General features: G+C 66.7%; 13 protein-coding genes. 8 read left to right on the top strand and 5 right to left on the bottom strand.

The features are described from left to right. The first annotated feature begins 10 nt into the window (after window positions 1-10). From ACPDIX_RS13200 to ACPDIX_RS13230, 7 genes are all read left to right on the top strand, one after another. Window positions 11-2,488, top strand: a complete 2,478-nt coding sequence (locus ACPDIX_RS13200) for an SBBP repeat-containing protein (protein WP_423432272.1) — start codon at window positions 11-13, stop codon at window positions 2,486-2,488. Between the two features lie 170 nt (window positions 2,489-2,658). Beyond that, window positions 2,659-4,209 carry a Do family serine endopeptidase gene (locus ACPDIX_RS13205; RefSeq protein ID WP_423432273.1) on the top strand — a complete coding sequence of 517 codons (1,551 nt, stop codon included), beginning with the start codon at window positions 2,659-2,661 and terminating at the stop codon, window positions 4,207-4,209. Between the two features lie 44 nt (window positions 4,210-4,253). Further along, the gene (locus ACPDIX_RS13210; RefSeq protein WP_423432274.1) at window positions 4,254-4,946 is read left to right on the top strand and encodes an SDR family oxidoreductase; all 693 of its coding nucleotides are present in this window, start codon (window positions 4,254-4,256) and stop codon (window positions 4,944-4,946) included. A 108-nt stretch (window positions 4,947-5,054) separates the two neighbouring features. Continuing rightward, a complete protein-coding gene (locus ACPDIX_RS13215) occupies window positions 5,055-6,104 on the top strand; it encodes an Mrp/NBP35 family ATP-binding protein (RefSeq protein WP_423432275.1) in 1,050 nt (349 codons plus the stop codon). 89 nt (window positions 6,105-6,193) lie between these two features. Beyond that, on the top strand, window positions 6,194-7,195 hold the full coding sequence (locus tag ACPDIX_RS13220; RefSeq protein WP_423432276.1) for an NAD-dependent epimerase/dehydratase family protein: 1,002 nt from the start codon (window positions 6,194-6,196) through the stop codon (window positions 7,193-7,195). Window positions 7,196-7,334: 139 nt separating this feature from the next. Continuing rightward, window positions 7,335-9,200, top strand: coding sequence for an ABC transporter ATP-binding protein (locus tag ACPDIX_RS13225; protein WP_423432277.1), 1,866 nt, complete (start codon window positions 7,335-7,337; stop codon window positions 9,198-9,200). A 142-nt stretch (window positions 9,201-9,342) separates the two neighbouring features. After that, window positions 9,343-10,437 (top strand): glycosyltransferase family 10 domain-containing protein, encoded by a 1,095-nt coding sequence (locus tag ACPDIX_RS13230; protein ID WP_423432278.1) that lies wholly within the window; start codon window positions 9,343-9,345, stop codon window positions 10,435-10,437. Between the two features lie 197 nt (window positions 10,438-10,634). Here ACPDIX_RS13230 and ACPDIX_RS13235 read toward each other — a convergent pair whose 3' ends face one another. Then, window positions 10,635-11,648 (bottom strand): glycosyltransferase family 9 protein, encoded by a 1,014-nt coding sequence (locus ACPDIX_RS13235; RefSeq protein ID WP_423432279.1) that lies wholly within the window; start codon window positions 11,646-11,648, stop codon window positions 10,635-10,637. Between the two features lie 445 nt (window positions 11,649-12,093). Between ACPDIX_RS13235 and ACPDIX_RS13240 the strand changes: the two genes are divergently transcribed. Then, a complete protein-coding gene (locus tag ACPDIX_RS13240) occupies window positions 12,094-13,245 on the top strand; it encodes a hypothetical protein (protein WP_423432280.1) in 1,152 nt (383 codons plus the stop codon). A gap of 294 nt (window positions 13,246-13,539) precedes the next feature. Here the strand turns inward: ACPDIX_RS13240 and ACPDIX_RS13245 are convergent, their stop codons facing one another. From ACPDIX_RS13245 to flgK, 4 genes are all read right to left on the bottom strand, one after another. Continuing rightward, window positions 13,540-13,917, bottom strand: a complete 378-nt coding sequence (locus ACPDIX_RS13245; protein WP_423432281.1) for a hypothetical protein — start codon at window positions 13,915-13,917, stop codon at window positions 13,540-13,542. A 355-nt stretch (window positions 13,918-14,272) separates the two neighbouring features. Next, window positions 14,273-15,235 carry a complex I NDUFA9 subunit family protein gene (locus tag ACPDIX_RS13250; protein WP_423432282.1) on the bottom strand — a complete coding sequence of 321 codons (963 nt, stop codon included), beginning with the start codon at window positions 15,233-15,235 and terminating at the stop codon, window positions 14,273-14,275. Between the two features lie 127 nt (window positions 15,236-15,362). After that, window positions 15,363-16,298 (bottom strand): flagellar hook-associated protein FlgL, encoded by a 936-nt coding sequence (gene flgL / locus ACPDIX_RS13255; RefSeq protein ID WP_423432283.1) that lies wholly within the window; start codon window positions 16,296-16,298, stop codon window positions 15,363-15,365. A gap of 25 nt (window positions 16,299-16,323) precedes the next feature. Continuing rightward, entirely contained in the window at window positions 16,324-17,754 is a 1,431-nt protein-coding gene (gene flgK / locus ACPDIX_RS13260; protein ID WP_423432284.1) for a flagellar hook-associated protein FlgK, read from the bottom strand. Window positions 17,755-17,757: the final 3 nt, after the last annotated feature.

A 17,757-nucleotide genomic window follows, 5' to 3' on the forward strand; every position in this document is an offset into this window, starting at 1 on the left:
CGCTTGTGCAATGAAAGTTTCCGATCGTTTCTCCGCTCGGTTCCTTCTGACCGGTCAACCGGGCCGTTGGCGGGTTTGTCCCGGGTCGTGGGCCCTGGCGGGGCTGCTGGCATGGGTCGGGCTGGGCTCCGCAGCGGTGAGGGAGGCGGCCGGGCCGGTACAGGGTCAGGGGCTGCCGGCGTGGTTCGAGCCAAACGTCGGACAGGCCGATTCCCGCTACCGGTATGTGTCGCAGACGCGCGGCGCGGTGCACGGACTGGCTCCCGACTGTGTGACGGTGTGGCTGGCTTCTCCGGGTGCGGTTGCGGTTCGGCAGCCGACTCGGGGTGAGGTTCCGGCGGCCGGGGACCTGTCCGGCCGGACCCATGGAAGAGCTTTGCATTTCCGGTGGCTGGACGCTGACCCGCATGCGCGGGCCGTGTCGGTGGAACCCCTGGCTGGGCGGGTGCACTATTTGCTGGGATCGGATCCGGGGCGGTGGCGCCGGCGGGTGCCGATCAGCCGGGCCATCCGGTTCGAGCAGGTTTATCCCGGTGTGGATGTGGTGCACCGGGCCACGGATCGGTTGTTGGAGATGGAGTATCACCTGGCACCCGGCGCCGACCCGGGGCGGATCCGGTTCATCGTCGAGGGGGCCGACGGGGTGCGTCTGGGTGGGGACGGCGATTTGGTGATGGTGGTGGGTGCGACCGAGTTTCGGCTCAGTCGGCCACGGGCGTATCAGGAGAGCGGATCCGGGAGGATGGAGGTTCCTTGCGCGTTCGAGCTGGCGGAGGGCGGGGTCCCGCTGGTGCGGTTTCGGCTCGGACCGTATGACACGGGCCGGTCGTTGGTGATTGATCCGGTGTTCCGGCATTCGGGTTACTGGGGTGGCGGCGGCGACGAGATCATCTGGGCCGTGGGGACGGATGCCGAGGGAAACGGTTATTTGGCGGGAGAAACGACGTCCTCGACCTGGTGGGTGAGCGCCGGAGGCTTCCAAACCCAATACGGCGGAGGCACCGCGGTGGGCGGAGACGTGTTCGTGGCCAAGGTCAGTGCGGACGGCTCGAGCCTGATCTGGTTGACCTATCTGGGCGGGGCTGCGCACGAGGCGGCTCTGGCCATGGCGGTGGATGCGGCGGGGGCGGTGCATCTCACCGGTTTCACGGCCTCCACCAATTTCCCCACCCGCAACCCGCTGCAGGCGGCCCCTGCGGGAGAGCCGGACCCGACCCTGGGTGCGCCGCCGCTCGACGCGTTCGTGGCCAAGCTCACGCCGGACGGGGCCGACCTTGAGTACAGCACGTTCTTCGGGGGCAGCGGCACGGACGAGGGCATCGGCCTGGCGGTGGACGGTGCCGGAAGGGTGTTGGTAACAGGGCTGACCGATTCGACCAACCTGCCGCTGGCGCGGCCGCTGCAGAGTGTACCGGGAGGGGGGCGGGATGCGTTCGTGGCGCGCCTTTCGGCCGACGGCACGTCCTTGCTGTTCAGCTCCTATCTGGGCGGGACGAATGCGGATCACGGCACCGGCGTGGCGGTGGATGGGCTCGGTCGTTGGTGGGTGACCGGTGTGACGCAGTCCACGAATTTCCCCACGGTTCATCCCATCCAACCGCGGATCAACGATCCCAGCGGACTGGCCACGAACGTGAACACCCTGCCGGATGCATTCGTTTGCCGGTTTTCGGCCTCGGACGAGTTGACATTCGCCACGTTCCTGGGCGGCACGTTCACGGACGCGGCTGCGCGCATTGCCGCTGACGCAGAGGGCAACGCTTACGTGGTGGGAACCACTGAATCCCCCGATTTCCCCGCAACCACCACCAACCTGTGGGGCGCGGTCTGGACAAACCGGGGACTGGCCGACTGGTTTGTGACGAAGATCCCGGCCGAAGGCTCCGCCGGCTGGGTGTACTCGGTGGCATTCGGGGGGACGGCGCGTGACGAGGCTTGGGACGTGGCCGTGGACCGCGAGGGCCGCGTGCACATCGTGGGTGTGGTCGGTTCCACCAATTTCCCGGTCCGGAACGTCCCCGAGGGCGGCCGCGACACCGTGGCCGGCGGTTGGGACGCCGCGTTGGTGGGGTTGGACCCCGCCGGGCAGGGGCTCGAGTACGCCTTTTATCATGGCGGGGCCGGCAACGATTACGGTTACGCCGTTGCAGCCGACCCGGCGGGCCACCTGTGGGTGGGCGGGCGCACGCTTTCCACGAACTTGTGGGTGTCCGGGGCTTTGCAACCGGCCTTTGCCGGGGGTGGCGGTGACGGCTTTTACGCGCGGCTTCTGCAGCCGCCGCGGCTGGGGGTCCGTCTGATGTCTGCCGACACGCTGGAACTGAGCTGGCCTGCCCCGTCGCCGGAGTGGGAGCTTCTGCGGCTGACGAACCTGGCGGGGGGAGGGTTCGAGCTTCTGGGAACCGCTCCCGCGCCGACGGGCGGGCTGCATCGGGTCCGGCTCCCGTTGACTTCGGCTCCTGCGTTTTATCGGCTTCGTCTCCGCTGAACCGCGTCGGGCCGGTGGGAACGATGAACCGCGGTGCGGCTGCTTCCGGCCCCGGCGGTGGAGGACGGGAGGTTGGCATTCGGATGGGAAGCGCGCTACGTTTCGGCGTGAGCTTGGGTCAAGGGTCGCGGTGCAGCCGCACGGATCGGACGGGCACGGGCGGCCGGGGGATGCCGACGACGGTCATGCATCCGGACGAGTTCAAGGCCCGGACCGTGCGCGGGCGGGCACGCAGGCGTTGGTGGACGTGTGTGATCCTGGGGATGCTTGCGGTGGCCTGGCCGGGGTTTTGCGATCCGGCGGGAACGGCCCGGGCCCAACGGCCGTTGCCCAAACTGCGGCTCGATCCCGAGCCGTTGCCGCGCGAGCTCAAGGAACGCACCAGCCTGGCGCCGGTGGTCAGGCGGGCCGCGCCCAGCGTGGTGACCGTGTACACCACGCGCACGCTTCGCGAGGAGGACTGGGTCCATCCCTTTCTGGACGATCCATGGTTCCGGCGCTTTTTCGGTGACCGCTTTCGACGCAACCGGGGACCGCGCGAATACCAGGCCCGTGGTCTGGGTTCGGGAGTGATCGTTTCCGAGGACGGGTACATCCTCACCAACTTTCACGTGGTGGAGAGGGCCGACGAGATCCGGGTGCGCCTGGCCGACGGGAGCACGGAGTATGAGGCCGAGGTGATCGGGGCGGATCCGCACACGGACGTGGCCGTGCTGAAGATCCCGGCACGCGATCTGCCCGCGATGGTGATTGCGGACAGCGACCAGTTGGAAGTGGGCGATCTGGTGCTGGCGCTGGGCAATCCGTTTGGCGTGGGCCAGACGGTGACCTTGGGGATTGTGAGCGCCGTGGGCCGTGGCGAGCTGGGTCTGGCGGATTACGAAGATTTCATCCAGACGGACGCGCCCATCAACGTGGGCAATTCCGGGGGTGCACTGGTGGATGTGCAGGGCCGGTTGGTGGGGATCAACACGGCGATCGTCACGGGCGGCGGCGGCAGTGTGGGTGTGGGCTTTGCCGTGCCCATCAACATGGCCCGGCTGGTGATGGAACGGCTGCTGACCGAGGGCCGGTTCCGCCGCGGGTACCTGGGGGTGTATCTGCGGCGCCTGACACCCGACCTGAGTCGGGAGCTCGACCTGCCGGAGTCGGGTGGAGCGCTGGTGGGCGGGGTCGAAACCGGCACGCCGGCCGAGTCGGCCGGCCTGCGGGAGGGCGATCTCATCCTGGAATTCAACGGCCGTGGCGTGCGGGATGCGCGGCATCTTCGCTTGATGGTTTCACAGTCGCGACCCGGTACCGAGGCAACCTTGAAAGTCTGGCGCAATGGTCAGACGCGGACCGTTCGGCTGACCCTGGGTGAAATGCCCGAACCGGAGTTGGCGGAGGAAGGTCCTGCGCCACCGGCCACCGACCCGTGGGAAGATTTCGAGTTTGCTACGTTGAGCGAGCAGGAGCGACGCGACCGTGGCATCCCCGACTACATCCGCGGCGTGATCGTGGAGCGGGTCCCGGTCGGGTCACCGGCCGCCCGGGCCGGGTTGCGTCCGGGTGACGTGCTGCTCCAGGTCAACGGCCGGCGGGTGGGCACACCGGACGACGCGCGGGAGGCGCTGCGGGGGGCGGCCGGTTCGGATGTGCGATTGCGAATCTGGCGCCGGGAAGCCGACCAAAGCGGGACGCGCGTGGTGGTCGTACCCCGGGAGGGGCCCGGGCGTTGAGTTTTCCCTTGCCACGGCGGGGATCCGATCGGGACGCTGACCGCATGAGTCAACGGGGTCTGGTTGTGATCACGGGCGCCACCCGCGGACTGGGTCGGGCGATGGTGGCGGAGTTTGTCGGGCGCGGCTGGACCGTGGCCGGGTGCGGCCGCAGCGCGGCTGCGGTAGAGGAGCTGGGCCGGAGATTCGGGTCGCCGCACCGGTTTGCCTGTGTGGACGTACGGGACGACGTGGCTGTGCGCCACTGGGCGCAAGGCACGCTGGATGCCCTGGGTGCGCCCGACCTGTTGCTCAACAACGCCGCGGTGATCAACCGGCTGGCGCCGTTGTGGGAGCTCTCCGCCGGGGAGTTCGACCTTGTGATTGACGTCAACATCAAGGGCGTCACCAACGTGATCCGTCACTTCGTTCCGGCCATGATCCGCCGGGGCCGGGGTGTGATCGTGAACTTCAGCTCCGGATGGGGTCGCAGTGTGGATGCCCAGGTCGCACCCTATTGTGCCACCAAATGGGCGATCGAAGGGCTCACGAAGGCGCTGGCGGAGGAACTGCCGCGTGGACTGGCCGCTGTGGCGTTGAATCCCGGGGTCATCCACACCGACATGCTCGCCTCCTGTTTCGGGGCCGCGGCGGCGGATTATCCGAGCCCGGAGCAGTGGGCCCGCAGCGCGGTGCCGTTCCTGTTGAAGCTGGGGCCGGGACACAATGGTCAATCCCTGACCGCACCGGGTGGCTGAGCCCGTGCGGCAGGGCGTTGCCTCGGCCGGCCATCCCTTGTTCCTCCGCCGGCCGGTTGGGTCGTGTTCTTGCCAACGGGTCAAACCTTGGCAAGTTGAGCGGGCACGATGAGTTCACTTTCGCCGGACGACATTCGGAACGCGTTGCGCAGCGTCAAATACCCGGGCTACAGCCGGGACATCGTCTCTTTCGGCCTGGTGCGGGACATCCGGGTCGAGGGCGATCGCGTGCACGTGGTGTTGCATCTTCAATCGCCCAATGTGGAGGCGGGCCGGAAGATCCGGGAAGACAGCCAGGCGTTGCTGGAGTCGTTACCCGGGGTGCGGGAGGCGGTGGTGGAACTGATCCAGCCCGGGGCGGGAACGGTTGCAGGGGGGCCGGATCCCTGGGCTCATCAGAGCCGGGTGCCCGGCATTCGCCGGGTGCTGGCGGTGGCCAGCGGCAAGGGAGGCGTGGGCAAGTCCACCGTGGCGGCCAACCTGGCCTGCGCGCTGCAGAAGCTCGGTGCGCGGGTGGGGCTGCTGGACTGCGACATTTACGGGCCCACGATTCCGCTGATGATGGGTGTGCACGAACGCCCCGCGGTGACCGAGCGGGAGACCCTCCTGCCTCCGGTGGGCCACGGCGTGAAACTGATGAGCATCGGATTCCTGCTGGACGACGACCAGCCGGTCATTTGGCGGGGGCCGATGATCCAGAAAGCGATCCAACAGTTCCTGACCCATGTGGAATGGGGCGAGCTGGACTACCTTTTGGTTGACCTGCCCCCCGGCACGGGTGACGCGCAATTGTCCCTTTGCCAGACGGTTCCGCTGGATGGGGGAGTGATCGTGACCACGCCGCAGGCGGCCTCGGTGGGCGTGGTGCGCAAGGGCATCGCCATGTTTCAGAAGGTGCACGTACCGATCGTGGGGATCATCGAGAACATGAGCTATTTCGTCGGGCCGGATGGCAGGAGGATCGAGATCTTCGGGCACGGGGGCGGTCGCGCGGAGGCCGAACGCCAACGGCTGCCTTTCCTCGGGGAGATCCCCCTGTATCCGGAGATTCGCGAGGGCGGCGACTGCGGTGTGCCGGTGGTGGTGGGGCAACCCGGGCATCCGGCGGCCCGCGCCTTTCTTCAGATTGCCGAGAGCGTGCGATCCTCGGTTCCTTGAACCGGCGCCATGGACAGCGGGGGCGACTGTCCCGGCACGGGCCGGGTTTCGCGTTGTGATCGTCTCCGGCGTGTCGCATGGTGAAGGGCATGCGGGTTCTCCTGCTGGGTGGTGGCGGCAATCTGTCTTCGGCCTGCGCAGTCGAACTGCAGCGGCGGGGTCACGAGGTCATGCTGCTGACCCGGGGTCGGTCGCCCTTGCCGCCCGGGTTCGTGACGCTGACGGCCGATCGCCGGGATGCCGGGGGGATGCGGCGTGAGTTGGCGGGTCGGTATCCGGAGGTGGTGATCAACTTCATCGGCTACGAGGTGCCGGAGATCGAACTGGACCACGGGCTGTTTGCGGGCCGGGTGCACCAGTACATCTTCATCAGCTCGGCCACGGTGTATGCCAAGCCGCCGCCGCGGCTGCCGATCCGCGAGGATGATCCGCTGGGCAATCCCCACTGGGACTATGCACGGAAGAAACTGGCCTGCGAGCGGTGGTTGATGGAACGTTGGCTTGGGGAGCGGTTTCCGGTCACCATCGTTCGGCCGTCCCACACATATTCCGAACGTTGGATTCCCAATCCCGTGTCCAGCGCGGGGTACGCCTTTGCGGCGCGGCTGGAGCGGGGTGCACCGGTCTGGGTGCCGGACAGCGGGGACCAACCCTGGACGCTGACCTGGGCCGGCGATTTTGCGAGCGGTCTGGCCGGTTTGGTCGGGCATGAGGCTGCGCTTGGCGAGGCGTTTCACATCACCAGTGACGAGGCGCTGAGCTGGAGAGAGATTTACCGCCGGATCGGAGAGGCTGTGGGAGTGGAGCCCGTGGTGGATCCGGTTCCCACCGAGTTCATCTGCCGGGTTTGTCCGGAAATGACCGGGCCGTTGAAGGGTGACAAGGCGCACCCGGCGGTGTTTGACAACTCGAAGCTCCGGCGGCTCGTGCCGGATTTCCGGTGTCGCGTTTCGTTTCGCGAGGGCATCCGGCGGTCGGTTGCGTGGTTGCGGGCGCATCCGGAGGCGCAACGGTTGGACACCTCGCCGGTGGACCGGGTGATGGAGGCGGTGCTGACGGCGTGGCGGGGCAGTGGCGGTCAGGCTGTTTGACCTGGCAAGGTCCGGGCAGCACGGGATGTCTGGAAACGGCCCCGGTGCCGGCCGCTCCGGTGGACTCCGCACTGGCTGGTCTTTGCCGGCCGGCGTAGTCTGGGAGACGATCCGGTCAGTTGAGGTGAACGGTGGGTTGATGGACGGAATCCGAGTCAGCGCCGGCGGGCCGAGTCACGAGGCTGCCGCGGCTGTGGGCAGGCTGCAGCGGTGGTGGCCGTTGCTGCGGCCCACGTGGCCGTACTTGATCGGCGGCCTGCTGGCCGGCATGGGCTTCGCCGCGTTGAGCGGGGTGGGCCTGCCGGTGATGCTCAAGACGGTCCTGCCCATCTTCTTCGGCCGGGAGCAGGAGGCCTCGCCGTGGGTGGTTCGAACCGCCCGCAGTCTGTTTGGCAGGGAGTATGAGGAACGTCTGTTGATGTTGGCGTGTCTGGGCATGCCGGTGGTGTTTTTGTTGCGCGGGCTCTGCGCGTTTTTGAACCGGTACTGGATCAATCGCGCCGGGTTCGTGTTTCTGGAGAATCTGCGCCGGGCCGTTTTTGAAAAACTGCAGACGCTGCCGCTGGCGTTTTATCAGCGGCACCGCACGGGGGATCTGACCAGTCGCCTGGTGCACGATGCCGAGCAGTTGCGGTCGCTCATCCTGCTGCTCAGCAACGATGCGATCAAGCAGCCGCTGGTGCTGGTGGCGGCGCTGGGGTACCTGGTCTGGATCTCCGCCACCGAGAGAAGCGCGCTGTTTACGCTGGTGGCGATGGTGACCATTCCGCTGTGCGTGATCCCGCTGCGGGTGGTGACCCGGCGGTTGCTGCGGCGGGCTCGAGCGGTGGCGCGTCAGAGCGGGGAACTGGCGGCGGTGGTGACCGAGGCCCTGCAATCGCCGCTGGAGATTCAGGCCTACAACCTGCAGGAACTGCAGTGCCGCCGGTTTGCCCGGCGACTGCGCGAGATCCTGCGATTGTCGCTCAAGACGGTGAAGTACGAGGCGATGTTGGGGCCGTCCATTGAATTCATAGCCACGTGCGGTTTGATGGTGGCCTTGTATCTGGGCGTGCGGAGCGGCATCGACTTTGCGACGTTCAGCTCGCTGGCGCTGGCGCTGTACCTTTCCTACGAGCCGGTGAAAAAGCTCAGCGGTTTGCATGCGGCGCTCAAGTCGCGCCAGGCGTCCTTGGAACGGTTGGAAGAGATCCTGGTGGCGGAGGACACCCTGCCCAATCCGTCCTGCCCGCGGCCGCTCCCGCCGGTGGAGACGCCGCTGCGGTTCGAACAGGTGAGGTTCCGGTATCCGAATCGCAGCGACGCGGACGCGGTGCCCGCGTTGAACGGCATCAGTGTGTGCATCGAGCCCGGAGAGACGGTCGCGTTGGTGGGCCCGAGCGGCGCCGGCAAGAGCACGTTTGCCCTCTTGATCCCGCGGTTTTTCGATCCCACCGAGGGCCGGGTCACCTGCGGGGGGGTGGATCTCCGGGAACTGGACAAGCATGCGTGGCGGTGCCGGATCGCCTTCGTGCCCCAGATGCCGATGCTGTTCAACACAACCATCGCTGAGAACATCCGTCTTGGCCGGCCCGACGCCGACGATGAGGCGGTCCGCGAAGCGGCCCGGCGGGCCGGTGCGGATGAATTCATCCGGGCGTTGCCGCAGGGGTACGCGACCCTGGTGGGCGAGCATGGCACGGCGCTGTCCGGCGGACAGCGTCAGCGGATCGCGATTGCCCGGGCGTTTTTGAAAGACGCGCCCATCCTCATCCTGGACGAGGCGACCAGTGCGCTGGATTCGGAGAGCGAAGCGCGTGTGCAGGAGGCATTGCGTGAGCTCGTTGAGGGCCGCACCACGATCCTGATTGCGCACCGGTTCAGTTCCATCAGCCTGGCGCGCCGGGTGCTGGTGTTCGAAGAGGGCCGCATCACGGGGGACGGTCCGCCTGCGGTGTTGGCCCGGACGCATCCGACCTACCGGCGATTGTGGGAGCTGCAACGGCCCGTGGGCACCGTGGGATGAGGGGCAGTCCGGACGTGACTTTCCGTCTCCTTGCGGGCCTCGACCGGGGGCCGGTCGGGCGCTGCGCGACCCTGTTCGGAGGCTGCCGGGGTCCCTGTTGACCGCCCTGCGGCCTCGCTTTTAGGGTGGGACACGTTGCTGCATGAACGAGACTGCACAGCAGCCGGACGATGCCGGTCTGATCCGGGTGAAGTTTCTGGCCAAGGCATCTCGCGAACACAATCGCGATTCGTGGCTGGGCCGGTTCCCGGGTGGCATTCCGCGCTGGGGGCGGTGCGAGTTCCTGTTCGATCCCGATGTCCGTTCGTACGACTGGCTGGTCGTGTACGATGATCTGCCGTCGGAGCGCGGTCGGGACGTGGAGCTGTTGGCCTGTCCGCGCTCCCAGACCCTGTTGATCACGGCCGAGCCGAGCTCGATCAAGGTGTACGGACCGCATTATGTCCGGCAGTTTGGCTGGGTGTTGACCAGTCAGGAACCGTGGGCCCTGCGGCATCCGCGGGCCATCCGGTGTCAGCCGGGGTTGGTTTGGTACTACGGGGCGACGGGTCACGGGGACGCCGTGATCAGCGAGCGGGGCCGATACGACTCCATCGTGCGGAACGTGCCGCTCACCAAGACCCGCCTGATCTCGGTCGTCTGCTCCACCAAACGCCAGCGCCACACGCATCATCATCAGCGGGTGCGGTTCGTTGAGCAGTTGAAGGCGGTGTTACCGGAACTCGACGTGTTCGGGCACGGGTGGAACTACCTGCCGGACAAGGCGGATGCGCTGGATCCGTACCGGTTTCATCTGGCCATCGAGAATCACGTGGCCCCTCATCACATCACCGAGAAGCTGGCCGACGCGTTTCTGGGGGTCTGCCTTCCGTTCTACCACGGGTGTCCCAACTACGCGGATTACTTTCCGGAGGAGAGCGTCATCCCGATTGACATTTTCGATTTCGAGGGTTCCCGGCAGACGATTGAGCGGGCGATTCGCGATCGCGAAGACGAGAAGCGGCGCGACGCGATCCTGGAGAGCCGGCGCCGGTACCTGGAGCGGTACTGGTTGTTTGCCCAGGTGGCGCGGATCATCGAGGAACGGCACCCCGCGTCCACGGACAGGACCGACACCCGGGAGGAGTACATCGCCGGTAGGCGTCGGGTTCGCAGCTCCTCCCTGGCCGCGATGATGTCCGAGCTTTATCGGAAAGGCGTGACCCGTGTGATGTCGTTGTTGGGACCTCGAAGGTGACGTTTTGGATGCTCGGCGGGACGGGAGCACGGCCTGTCCGCCACGCGCGGGGGCGGTTTCCCTGGCGGGCGTGCGGCATGGGTTTTTTGTTGGAAGCCTGGCCCTGCGATCCCGCGGCTGGATTGAGCATCGGGGTTGCCTCGGTGACCTGGTTGGCCGGGGGGTTGGCCCGGACGCATCAGGCAGATGGTCCAGCGTCATAGTGCGGGCCTGTCCGGCGGCGGGCAGGGCGCGGGCTGCTGGTGAGGCCGGTGCATGCATGCCGGGCCGATCCAATGGTTGCGGAGCCAGGCCCAGACTTCGTCGGCGGTGAGGTCGCGCAGGTGAGGGCGTTGGAGCCAGGCGACGGTGGGTCCGTGGGGAAGCATCCGCTGCGGATCGGAGTCGCGGCAGTAAAGGACGAGTGTGGGCGCGCCGACGGCGGCCGTGAGGTGGACGGGTCCGGTGTCGTTGCCGACGACGGCGAGGGCGCGCCGGGCGACCTCGGCCAGTTGACCGAAATCGGTTTGGCCGGTGAGGTCGCGGACCCGGGGCTCGTCGCGTCGGATGCGTTGGGTGGCGTCACGATCGGCTGCCGTGCCCACCAAGAGCACGTCGAGGCCTGTCTCGAGGAGCCGCCGGGCGAGGGCGGCGTAGTTTTCGGCCGGCCAGCGTTTTTGGGGCCGGTGCGGGCTGCAGCCCGGGACGAGGACCACGTAGCGCGGGGGCAGGTCGAGGTGGTCCACCGGACCGGTGAGCCAGTGGAGGGGGGCCCGACCGGCGCGCGGGACGCCGGCGGCTTCGAGCTGGCGCAGCAGCCGTTCGTGCGCCGGCAGTGGGGAGCCGCGGAAGTCGGGCCGGGGATGGGAACAGCCGCGGACCGGTCCGGACCATTCAGGTTTGGGCCGGCCGATGAGGCGGAAGTAGAAGGCGGTGCGGTCGTTGCCCTGCAGATCGTACACGCGACTGAAACGGCCCGCACGGAGCTGCCGCCGCCACCGAAGGATGTGTGCCCACTGCCACCAGCGTGGTACGGGGTCTTCCCAGACTACGTCGAACCACGGCATTTGCCGGGTCCAGGGGGCGTAGGGTTTACGGGTCAACAAGGTGATTCGGGCGTCCCGGTGATGGGTGCGGATGGCGTGAAACGCGTCGAACGCCAGCACCAGGTCGCCGAAGGCGCCGAGTTTGATGACCAGGATGTTCACCTTGCAAGCGGGCGCGTGCTTCATGGAATCGGATCGAGTGCCATCTTCGGTTCGCGGTCACCGAAGTCCGGGAGTACCGTACCAGACGCCCGTCGTTCTGCCAGCAAGAACGGGCTTTCGGGAAGCACCGAAGGCAGGACGGCGCGGGGGTTATCGTCGGCGCTTTCTTGAGACGAATCGAAACTTCGGAACTGTTACACCTTTACTGCCAGGGGGATCAAGCCACTGGAACCTCGGCCCATTCATGGGACCATGAGGCGGTATCTTTCCACGTGGCTTGACGTGGAAAGCCGTCGCAAATAATCGTGTTTGCCGATTGTTACATTTAGCGTGTCTAAACCGTCCTGCCTTTTACCACGCCTGCAGAAACGCGGGTGGAGGAGGCCATCATGGCGAGGCGATGTCGCGGGGCGCTGCTGACAGGGGGTTGGCGATAGTAGGGGGATGTGGATTGGCGGGCTGGAGTGCCATGCGCTCACTGGCCAGGAGTGCGGGCTTGCGCTGCCTGGCCCTGAGCGAGCGGCGGGACGCGATGGCGTGGGGATCGCGTTACGCGGTCGGGTACCACGAATGTCCCCACCCGAACACCCGGGAGCCGGAATTCGTTCGTTTCCTGTTGGCGCGTGCCAGGGAGTGGGAAGGAGCCATGCTGCTTCCTTCTGGCGATCTGTGGGTCAGGGCGCTCAGCCGACACAGAGACGAATTGGCCAAGGCTTACCATGTCGCGGTGGCGCCCTGGGAGGCTGTGAGGTTGTTTTTGGAGAAGGACCGTCTGCAACAAGTCGCGCAGGAAGCGGGCGTGCCCATGCCGGCGGCCGTTGCGGTCAAACCTGGTCAGAGCCGCTGCCCGACCGTGGACTGCCTGAAGTATCCGATTTGGATCAAGCCAGCTGATAGTGCGCGCTTCGTCCGCCGGTACGGACGGAAAGGTTTCTTGGCACCCGACCGGGCCACGTTGGAAGCCCTCTGGGAACGTGTGCGGGATGCCGGCCAAACGCTTCTTTTTCAGGAAGTCGTCCCGGGCGGAGATGACCGGTATGAGATCGTGAGCATGTACGTAACCCGCTCCGGGACCGCCTCGGCGATTACATACCAGCGAAAGGTGCGACAGCATCCCCCGGGATTCGGCGTGATGCGGGTAGGGTACGCGATGCAGGAGAACCCGGAGGCTGAGCAGTTGGCGCGGCGTCTGTTGCACGTTGTGAAGGACTATCGGGGACTGCTCTATTTCGAGTTCAAGCGGGATCCTCGGGACAATCGATTAAAGCTCATCGAGGTAAACGTGCGTGTGGCGCGTTTTGGGATGTTGCCGACGGCCAGTGGGGTGAATTATCCCGAGCTGTATTATCGCGAGCTGGTGGGTGGGGAAATGCCGGGCATGGTTTTGGTGCAGCCGGGGACGTGGTGGATCGAGATCCTACCGGATCTGCTCTACACATTCTTCCACAGGTCGGGCAGGCAGTATCCATGGAGGGAAAAGGTGCGGCCCTACCTCCAACGAAGGAAGGTGTACGGTGACTTTGACTGGCGTGACCCGCTGCCTTTTGTCAGGCAGATTCGGCGCGGCATTCTCCGGCTGCGGGAACGACCGTTGCCGTGTCCGCAGCCGATCCCAGCTTGAGTGTGCCCCGGACGGCTCGGTCACAGGGGGTGACGCTGGTCCAGCCGGGATTCCTGCCGGGCTTTTGTCCTTTGTCGGTTTTCAGTTCGTAGTCTCGCCGACCTCGCGGAGTGTTTCGTGGCAGGCCATTGCTGGGCCCGGGCTGTTTGGGGACCCGTGCGAGCGCCTGCCGCGGCATGTGCCCTGTGGTTCTCTTCCCTTCAGAGTTGCCGGACCGTCGAACGGCGACTCTTCGATGGGCCGCGTGATCGCCGGCGGGCCGAGGAGGGGAGTTGGTGGCTGGGAGCTTTCTGCTCAGGTTTTGACACGGTCATGGGGCGCGTTGTTGGAGCAACTGGGCATGATCAGGACCGCACGGATGCGGTCTCCGTGTTCGGCAAATAGATAACGTAGCCAAAGGCCCGCGAGTTCATTGGGCAGTTCGTCCGACCGTTTTGTGACGAGGCGGCAGAACAGTGTTGGGGTATTGTCATGCCACTCCAGCCTGAGTGTACCTCGGACGGCTTGGGCGGAGGGTGCAAGGAGAGACCACCCCGGATTCCTGCCCGGCTTTTGTTGCTTGCGGAGCTCCAGACCGTACCGCTCAGCGATCTGGCTGTTTTGTAGGTTCGTGGTGATCTGCTGTCTGAGGGAGGGTCCGGGCAGGCAGTGTACGAGGATCAGAGTTTGCATGGCATGACGGTGTTTTTTGGCTGTGGGGTTTGTGCTGCCGCAGTCGTGTGCGCGGGACTGTTGGCGCCGCCCGACCCGGCCATGTACGGGTTTCCGGCCCTCGGGTGGGCGTTGGGTTCCCAGCCATGGTCGGGCGAATCGCGACGGAGCGATCCGGGCGGGCCTGACGCGAGGCCGTGGCGCGGATGCCCCGTCGCGGGCGGCGCATCCCGCCGCGAAACGTGCCGCATTCCAGTTATCGGTCCGGTTGCAGCGGACTTTAGAAGTGGTTGGGATCGGGTTGCGGGCGAGGCTGCCGCGTACCATGCAGAGGATTTGGGGGAGGAGGGGGAGGCCGGGAGGTGGGCCCGATGCGTCAGGTGGCGGGCGGCCGGGCGGGTGTGGGTGCCAGCCAGGTGGCAAGTCCCTGGCGGAAGGTGGGTTGGGTGAGGTTGAACAGTTGCTGAATGGGTTCGGGGTCGCCGATGTTGTCTTCGCCAAGCATGAGGAGTTGGTCACGGTTCAGGGGTGGTGGGCGGCGCAGCACGGTGGGGCAGAAGAATTCCAACAGAGTTGCGGTCAACCTGGCCAGAGGCAGGGGGATGGGCAGGAGGAGACGCCTGCGGTTCAGCACGGCTAGCAGGGTGCGGAGGATGGCCTCGAGGGTGAGCCGTTCGGGGCCGCAGACGTCGAGGATGCGCCGGGGCGTGTTGGGATGGGTGAGTGCGCCGGCCACACAGCGGCCGACGATGCGGACGAAGACGGGTTGGAAGAGGGTGGTGCGACGACCGAGCAGCGGCAGGACGGGCGACCAGCGGCTGATGCGTGCGAACAGGTTGATGAACTGGTCGCCGGGTCCGTAGATGAGGGAGGGGCGCAGGATGACCCAGGGAAGGCCGCTGTGACGGACGAGTTCCTCAGCCTGCCATTTGGTGCGGTGGTAGCGGGCGGGTGCGTCGGGGCGGGTGCCGATGGCGCTGATGTGGACGAGGCGTTGGACACCGGCGGTGGTGGCGGCCTCGACCACGTGGCGGGTGGCCCGGATGTGCATGTTTTCGAAGGTCTGGTTGCCGAACTCACGGATGATGCCGACGAGGTGGACGACGGCCTGGGTGCCGGCCATGGCGGTGCGGACCGCTTCAGGGTCGAGGATGTCGCCGGGGGCCAGTTCGACGCCCGCGGTTTGGACGAGGGTTTCGGCCACGGCGGATCGGGGTCGGCGCACGAGGGCTCGGACGGTGTGTCCGTGTGCCCGGAGTTGTCGGACCACTTCGCGGCCGACGAATCCGGTGGCGCCCGTGACGAGGACTTTCCAGACGGGTGCCGTTGTCGGGTTCACCGGGTCCAGATTGACGGGTCAGGGGCCGGTTGCCAATCCCGGGATGAGGCGGCGGGGGCGGGGCTGTCGGCGGCCGGTTTTTTACGGGGTGGGCGTGCAGCCTTGAGGAGGGGCGCGATTGTGCGGTTCAGCGGAGGTAATCGAGCAGGGACAGGCGGAGGATGGTGGCGCCGCTCTGGAGGGCGGCCTGGTAGGCGGTCTGGACCTGATTGAGACGGACGAGGGTTTCGGCCAGGTCGGCGTCGGCCTCACGGGAGACGGCCTGGTCGAGCGAGAGGATTCGTTTGTCGGCGAGGTCGGAGACGGTCTGGATGCGGGCGATGAGGGCGGACTGGTTGCCGATGTGGGTGAGGAGGTGTTCCTCGTCGCGGAGGAGGGCGGGGCGGACGGTGTTGGCGATGCCCTGGGTGTCGCCGGTGAGGAGGCGGTTTTGGAGGTCGATGAGGTGGGCGAAGAAATCCGCGCCGGTGCGGCTGTCGGCGACGAGGCCGCGTGGGCCGGTGCCGGTGTTGTTGGCGCCGGGGATGTCAATGGCGAGGTTGACGCCGGTGTCGATGGGCGCGGCGGCGACTTCTGCGTTGCCCTGGTAGGTGACGGCGGTGACGCGGCCGTCTGGGTCGGTGGTGAGGGCGAAGGGTGGTTGATCGGTGCGGGTGCCGGCGAAGAGGTAGGCGCCGCGGTGTTTCTGGTTCAGGATCTGGACGGCCTGTTGGATGAGCTGGGTGACCTCGGTGGCGTAGGTTTGGAGTTCCTGGTCGGAGCGGGTGTCGTCGGCCAGGGTGGCGAGCTCGCCGGCGCGGTCGGAGATTTTTTTGAGTGCCTTGAGGGCGTTGAAGGCGACGTTGGCGCGTTCGTTGAGGTTGTCGAGGTTGGCACGGTACTGGCGGACGGCGGCGGTTTCGGTGTGGAGGCCGAGGATGCGCTGGATGGCGGCGGGGTCGTCCTCGGGGTTTTGGATGCGCTGGCCGGTGGCGGTTTGGGTTTGCAGCCGGTTCTGGCGGGTGCTCAGGAGCTGGAGCTGTTGGATGAGGGTTTCGGGGAAGGTGTTGGACGTGACACGCATGGCTCGGTGAAGGGAGTGGTCGGGTTCAACGTTTCAGGCTGAGCACGGTGTCGAGCAATTCGTCTATGGTGATGATGAAGCGGGCGGAGGCTTCGTAGGCCTTTTGGAAGCGGACCAGGTCGGTCATCTCCTCGTCGAGGGAGACGCCGCTGATGGATTCGCGCTGGCGCTGGAGGAGGTTGAGGACCTGTTGGTGGTCGGCGATCTGGCTGTTGGCTGTGCGGAGTGCGAGGCCGAGGTTGGCGACGGTCTGGCTGTAGCTTTGCGAGAAGGTGCGGTTGTTGAGGGCGGCGATGGGCTGGTCGGCCAGCTCTGCGAGGGCGAGGGCGATGGTGTTGTTGCCGGGGGCGCCCGGTTGGTTGGATGCCTGGACGCGTGCGGGGTCGGCAAGCAGGTCGGGGTGGACGGCGATGGTGCGCGCGTCGGTGCCGGTGAAGAAATCGGTGCCGGTTTGGCCGTCGGGGCTGTAGCCGGTGCGGTGAAGGTTGTTGACCTCGGTGATGAGGGCGGCGGCGAGGGTATCGAGGTCGGTGCGGAGTGCGGCCAGGGCGCCGTCGCGGACTTGTATGGTGCCGGCGAGGGTGCCGGAGCCGGGGTCGAGGGGTGTGGTCGAGCCGGAGGTGCGGAGCAGGAGGCGTCCGTTGCCGGGGTCGTAGGTTTCGATTTGTTCGAGGACGTTGCGGTCGCTGACCAGGGTGACGCCCTGGAGGGAGACCGTGACGGTGCCGTTGGGTGCGAGGGTGGTTTGGACGGGGAGGAGTTTGGCGAGTTCCTCGAGTTTTTGCTGGCGGGTGTCGCGGAGGTCGTTGGCGATCCCGCCGAGGGGCAGCTCGGCGTTGACGATTTGGTCGTTGAGCCGGGCGATGTCGGCGAGGAGCTGGTTGACGCTGGTGACGTCGGTCTGGAGGCTCTGGTTGAGCTGGCTGGTGAGGTCGTCGAGTCGGCCGGCGATCTGGTTGAAGCGGGTGGCCAGGGACTGGGCCTGGTGGACGAGGACCTGGCGTTCGGGCAGGGAGGCTGGCTGGGCGGCGACGGCGCGGAAGGCGTTGAAGAGGCCGGTGAGTTCGGCGGCCAAGCCGGTGACGGTTCCGGCCTGGTCAACGGCGGAGGATTCGTTGAGGCCCTGGGCCTGGCGATCCACCTGTTCGCCGAGGATGGCCTGTCCGGTTTGGAGTGCGGACTGTTGGGCGTTCCAGTAGCCGCCGACGCCGAGTTCGTTGAGGATCTGGCTGTCGAGGATGGCGTTGCGGATCTGGCGGATGGCGATGGCCTCCACGCCGGTGCCCTGGGGCCCGATGAGGGTGGGCAGGGTGGGCGCGGTCTGGAGGGCCACTTTTTGGCGGGCGTAGGCGGGGTTGTTGATGTTGGCCAGGTTTTGGCCCGCGACTTCGACGCCCAGTTGCTGGGTTTGCAGGGCCCGCGTGCCGAGGTTGAGGGATCCGAAGAGACCGAGCATTGT

The organism is Limisphaera sp. 4302-co, assembly GCF_049537155.1.
In the GTDB taxonomy this organism is placed as follows: Bacteria; Verrucomicrobiota; Verrucomicrobiia; order Limisphaerales; family Limisphaeraceae; genus Limisphaera.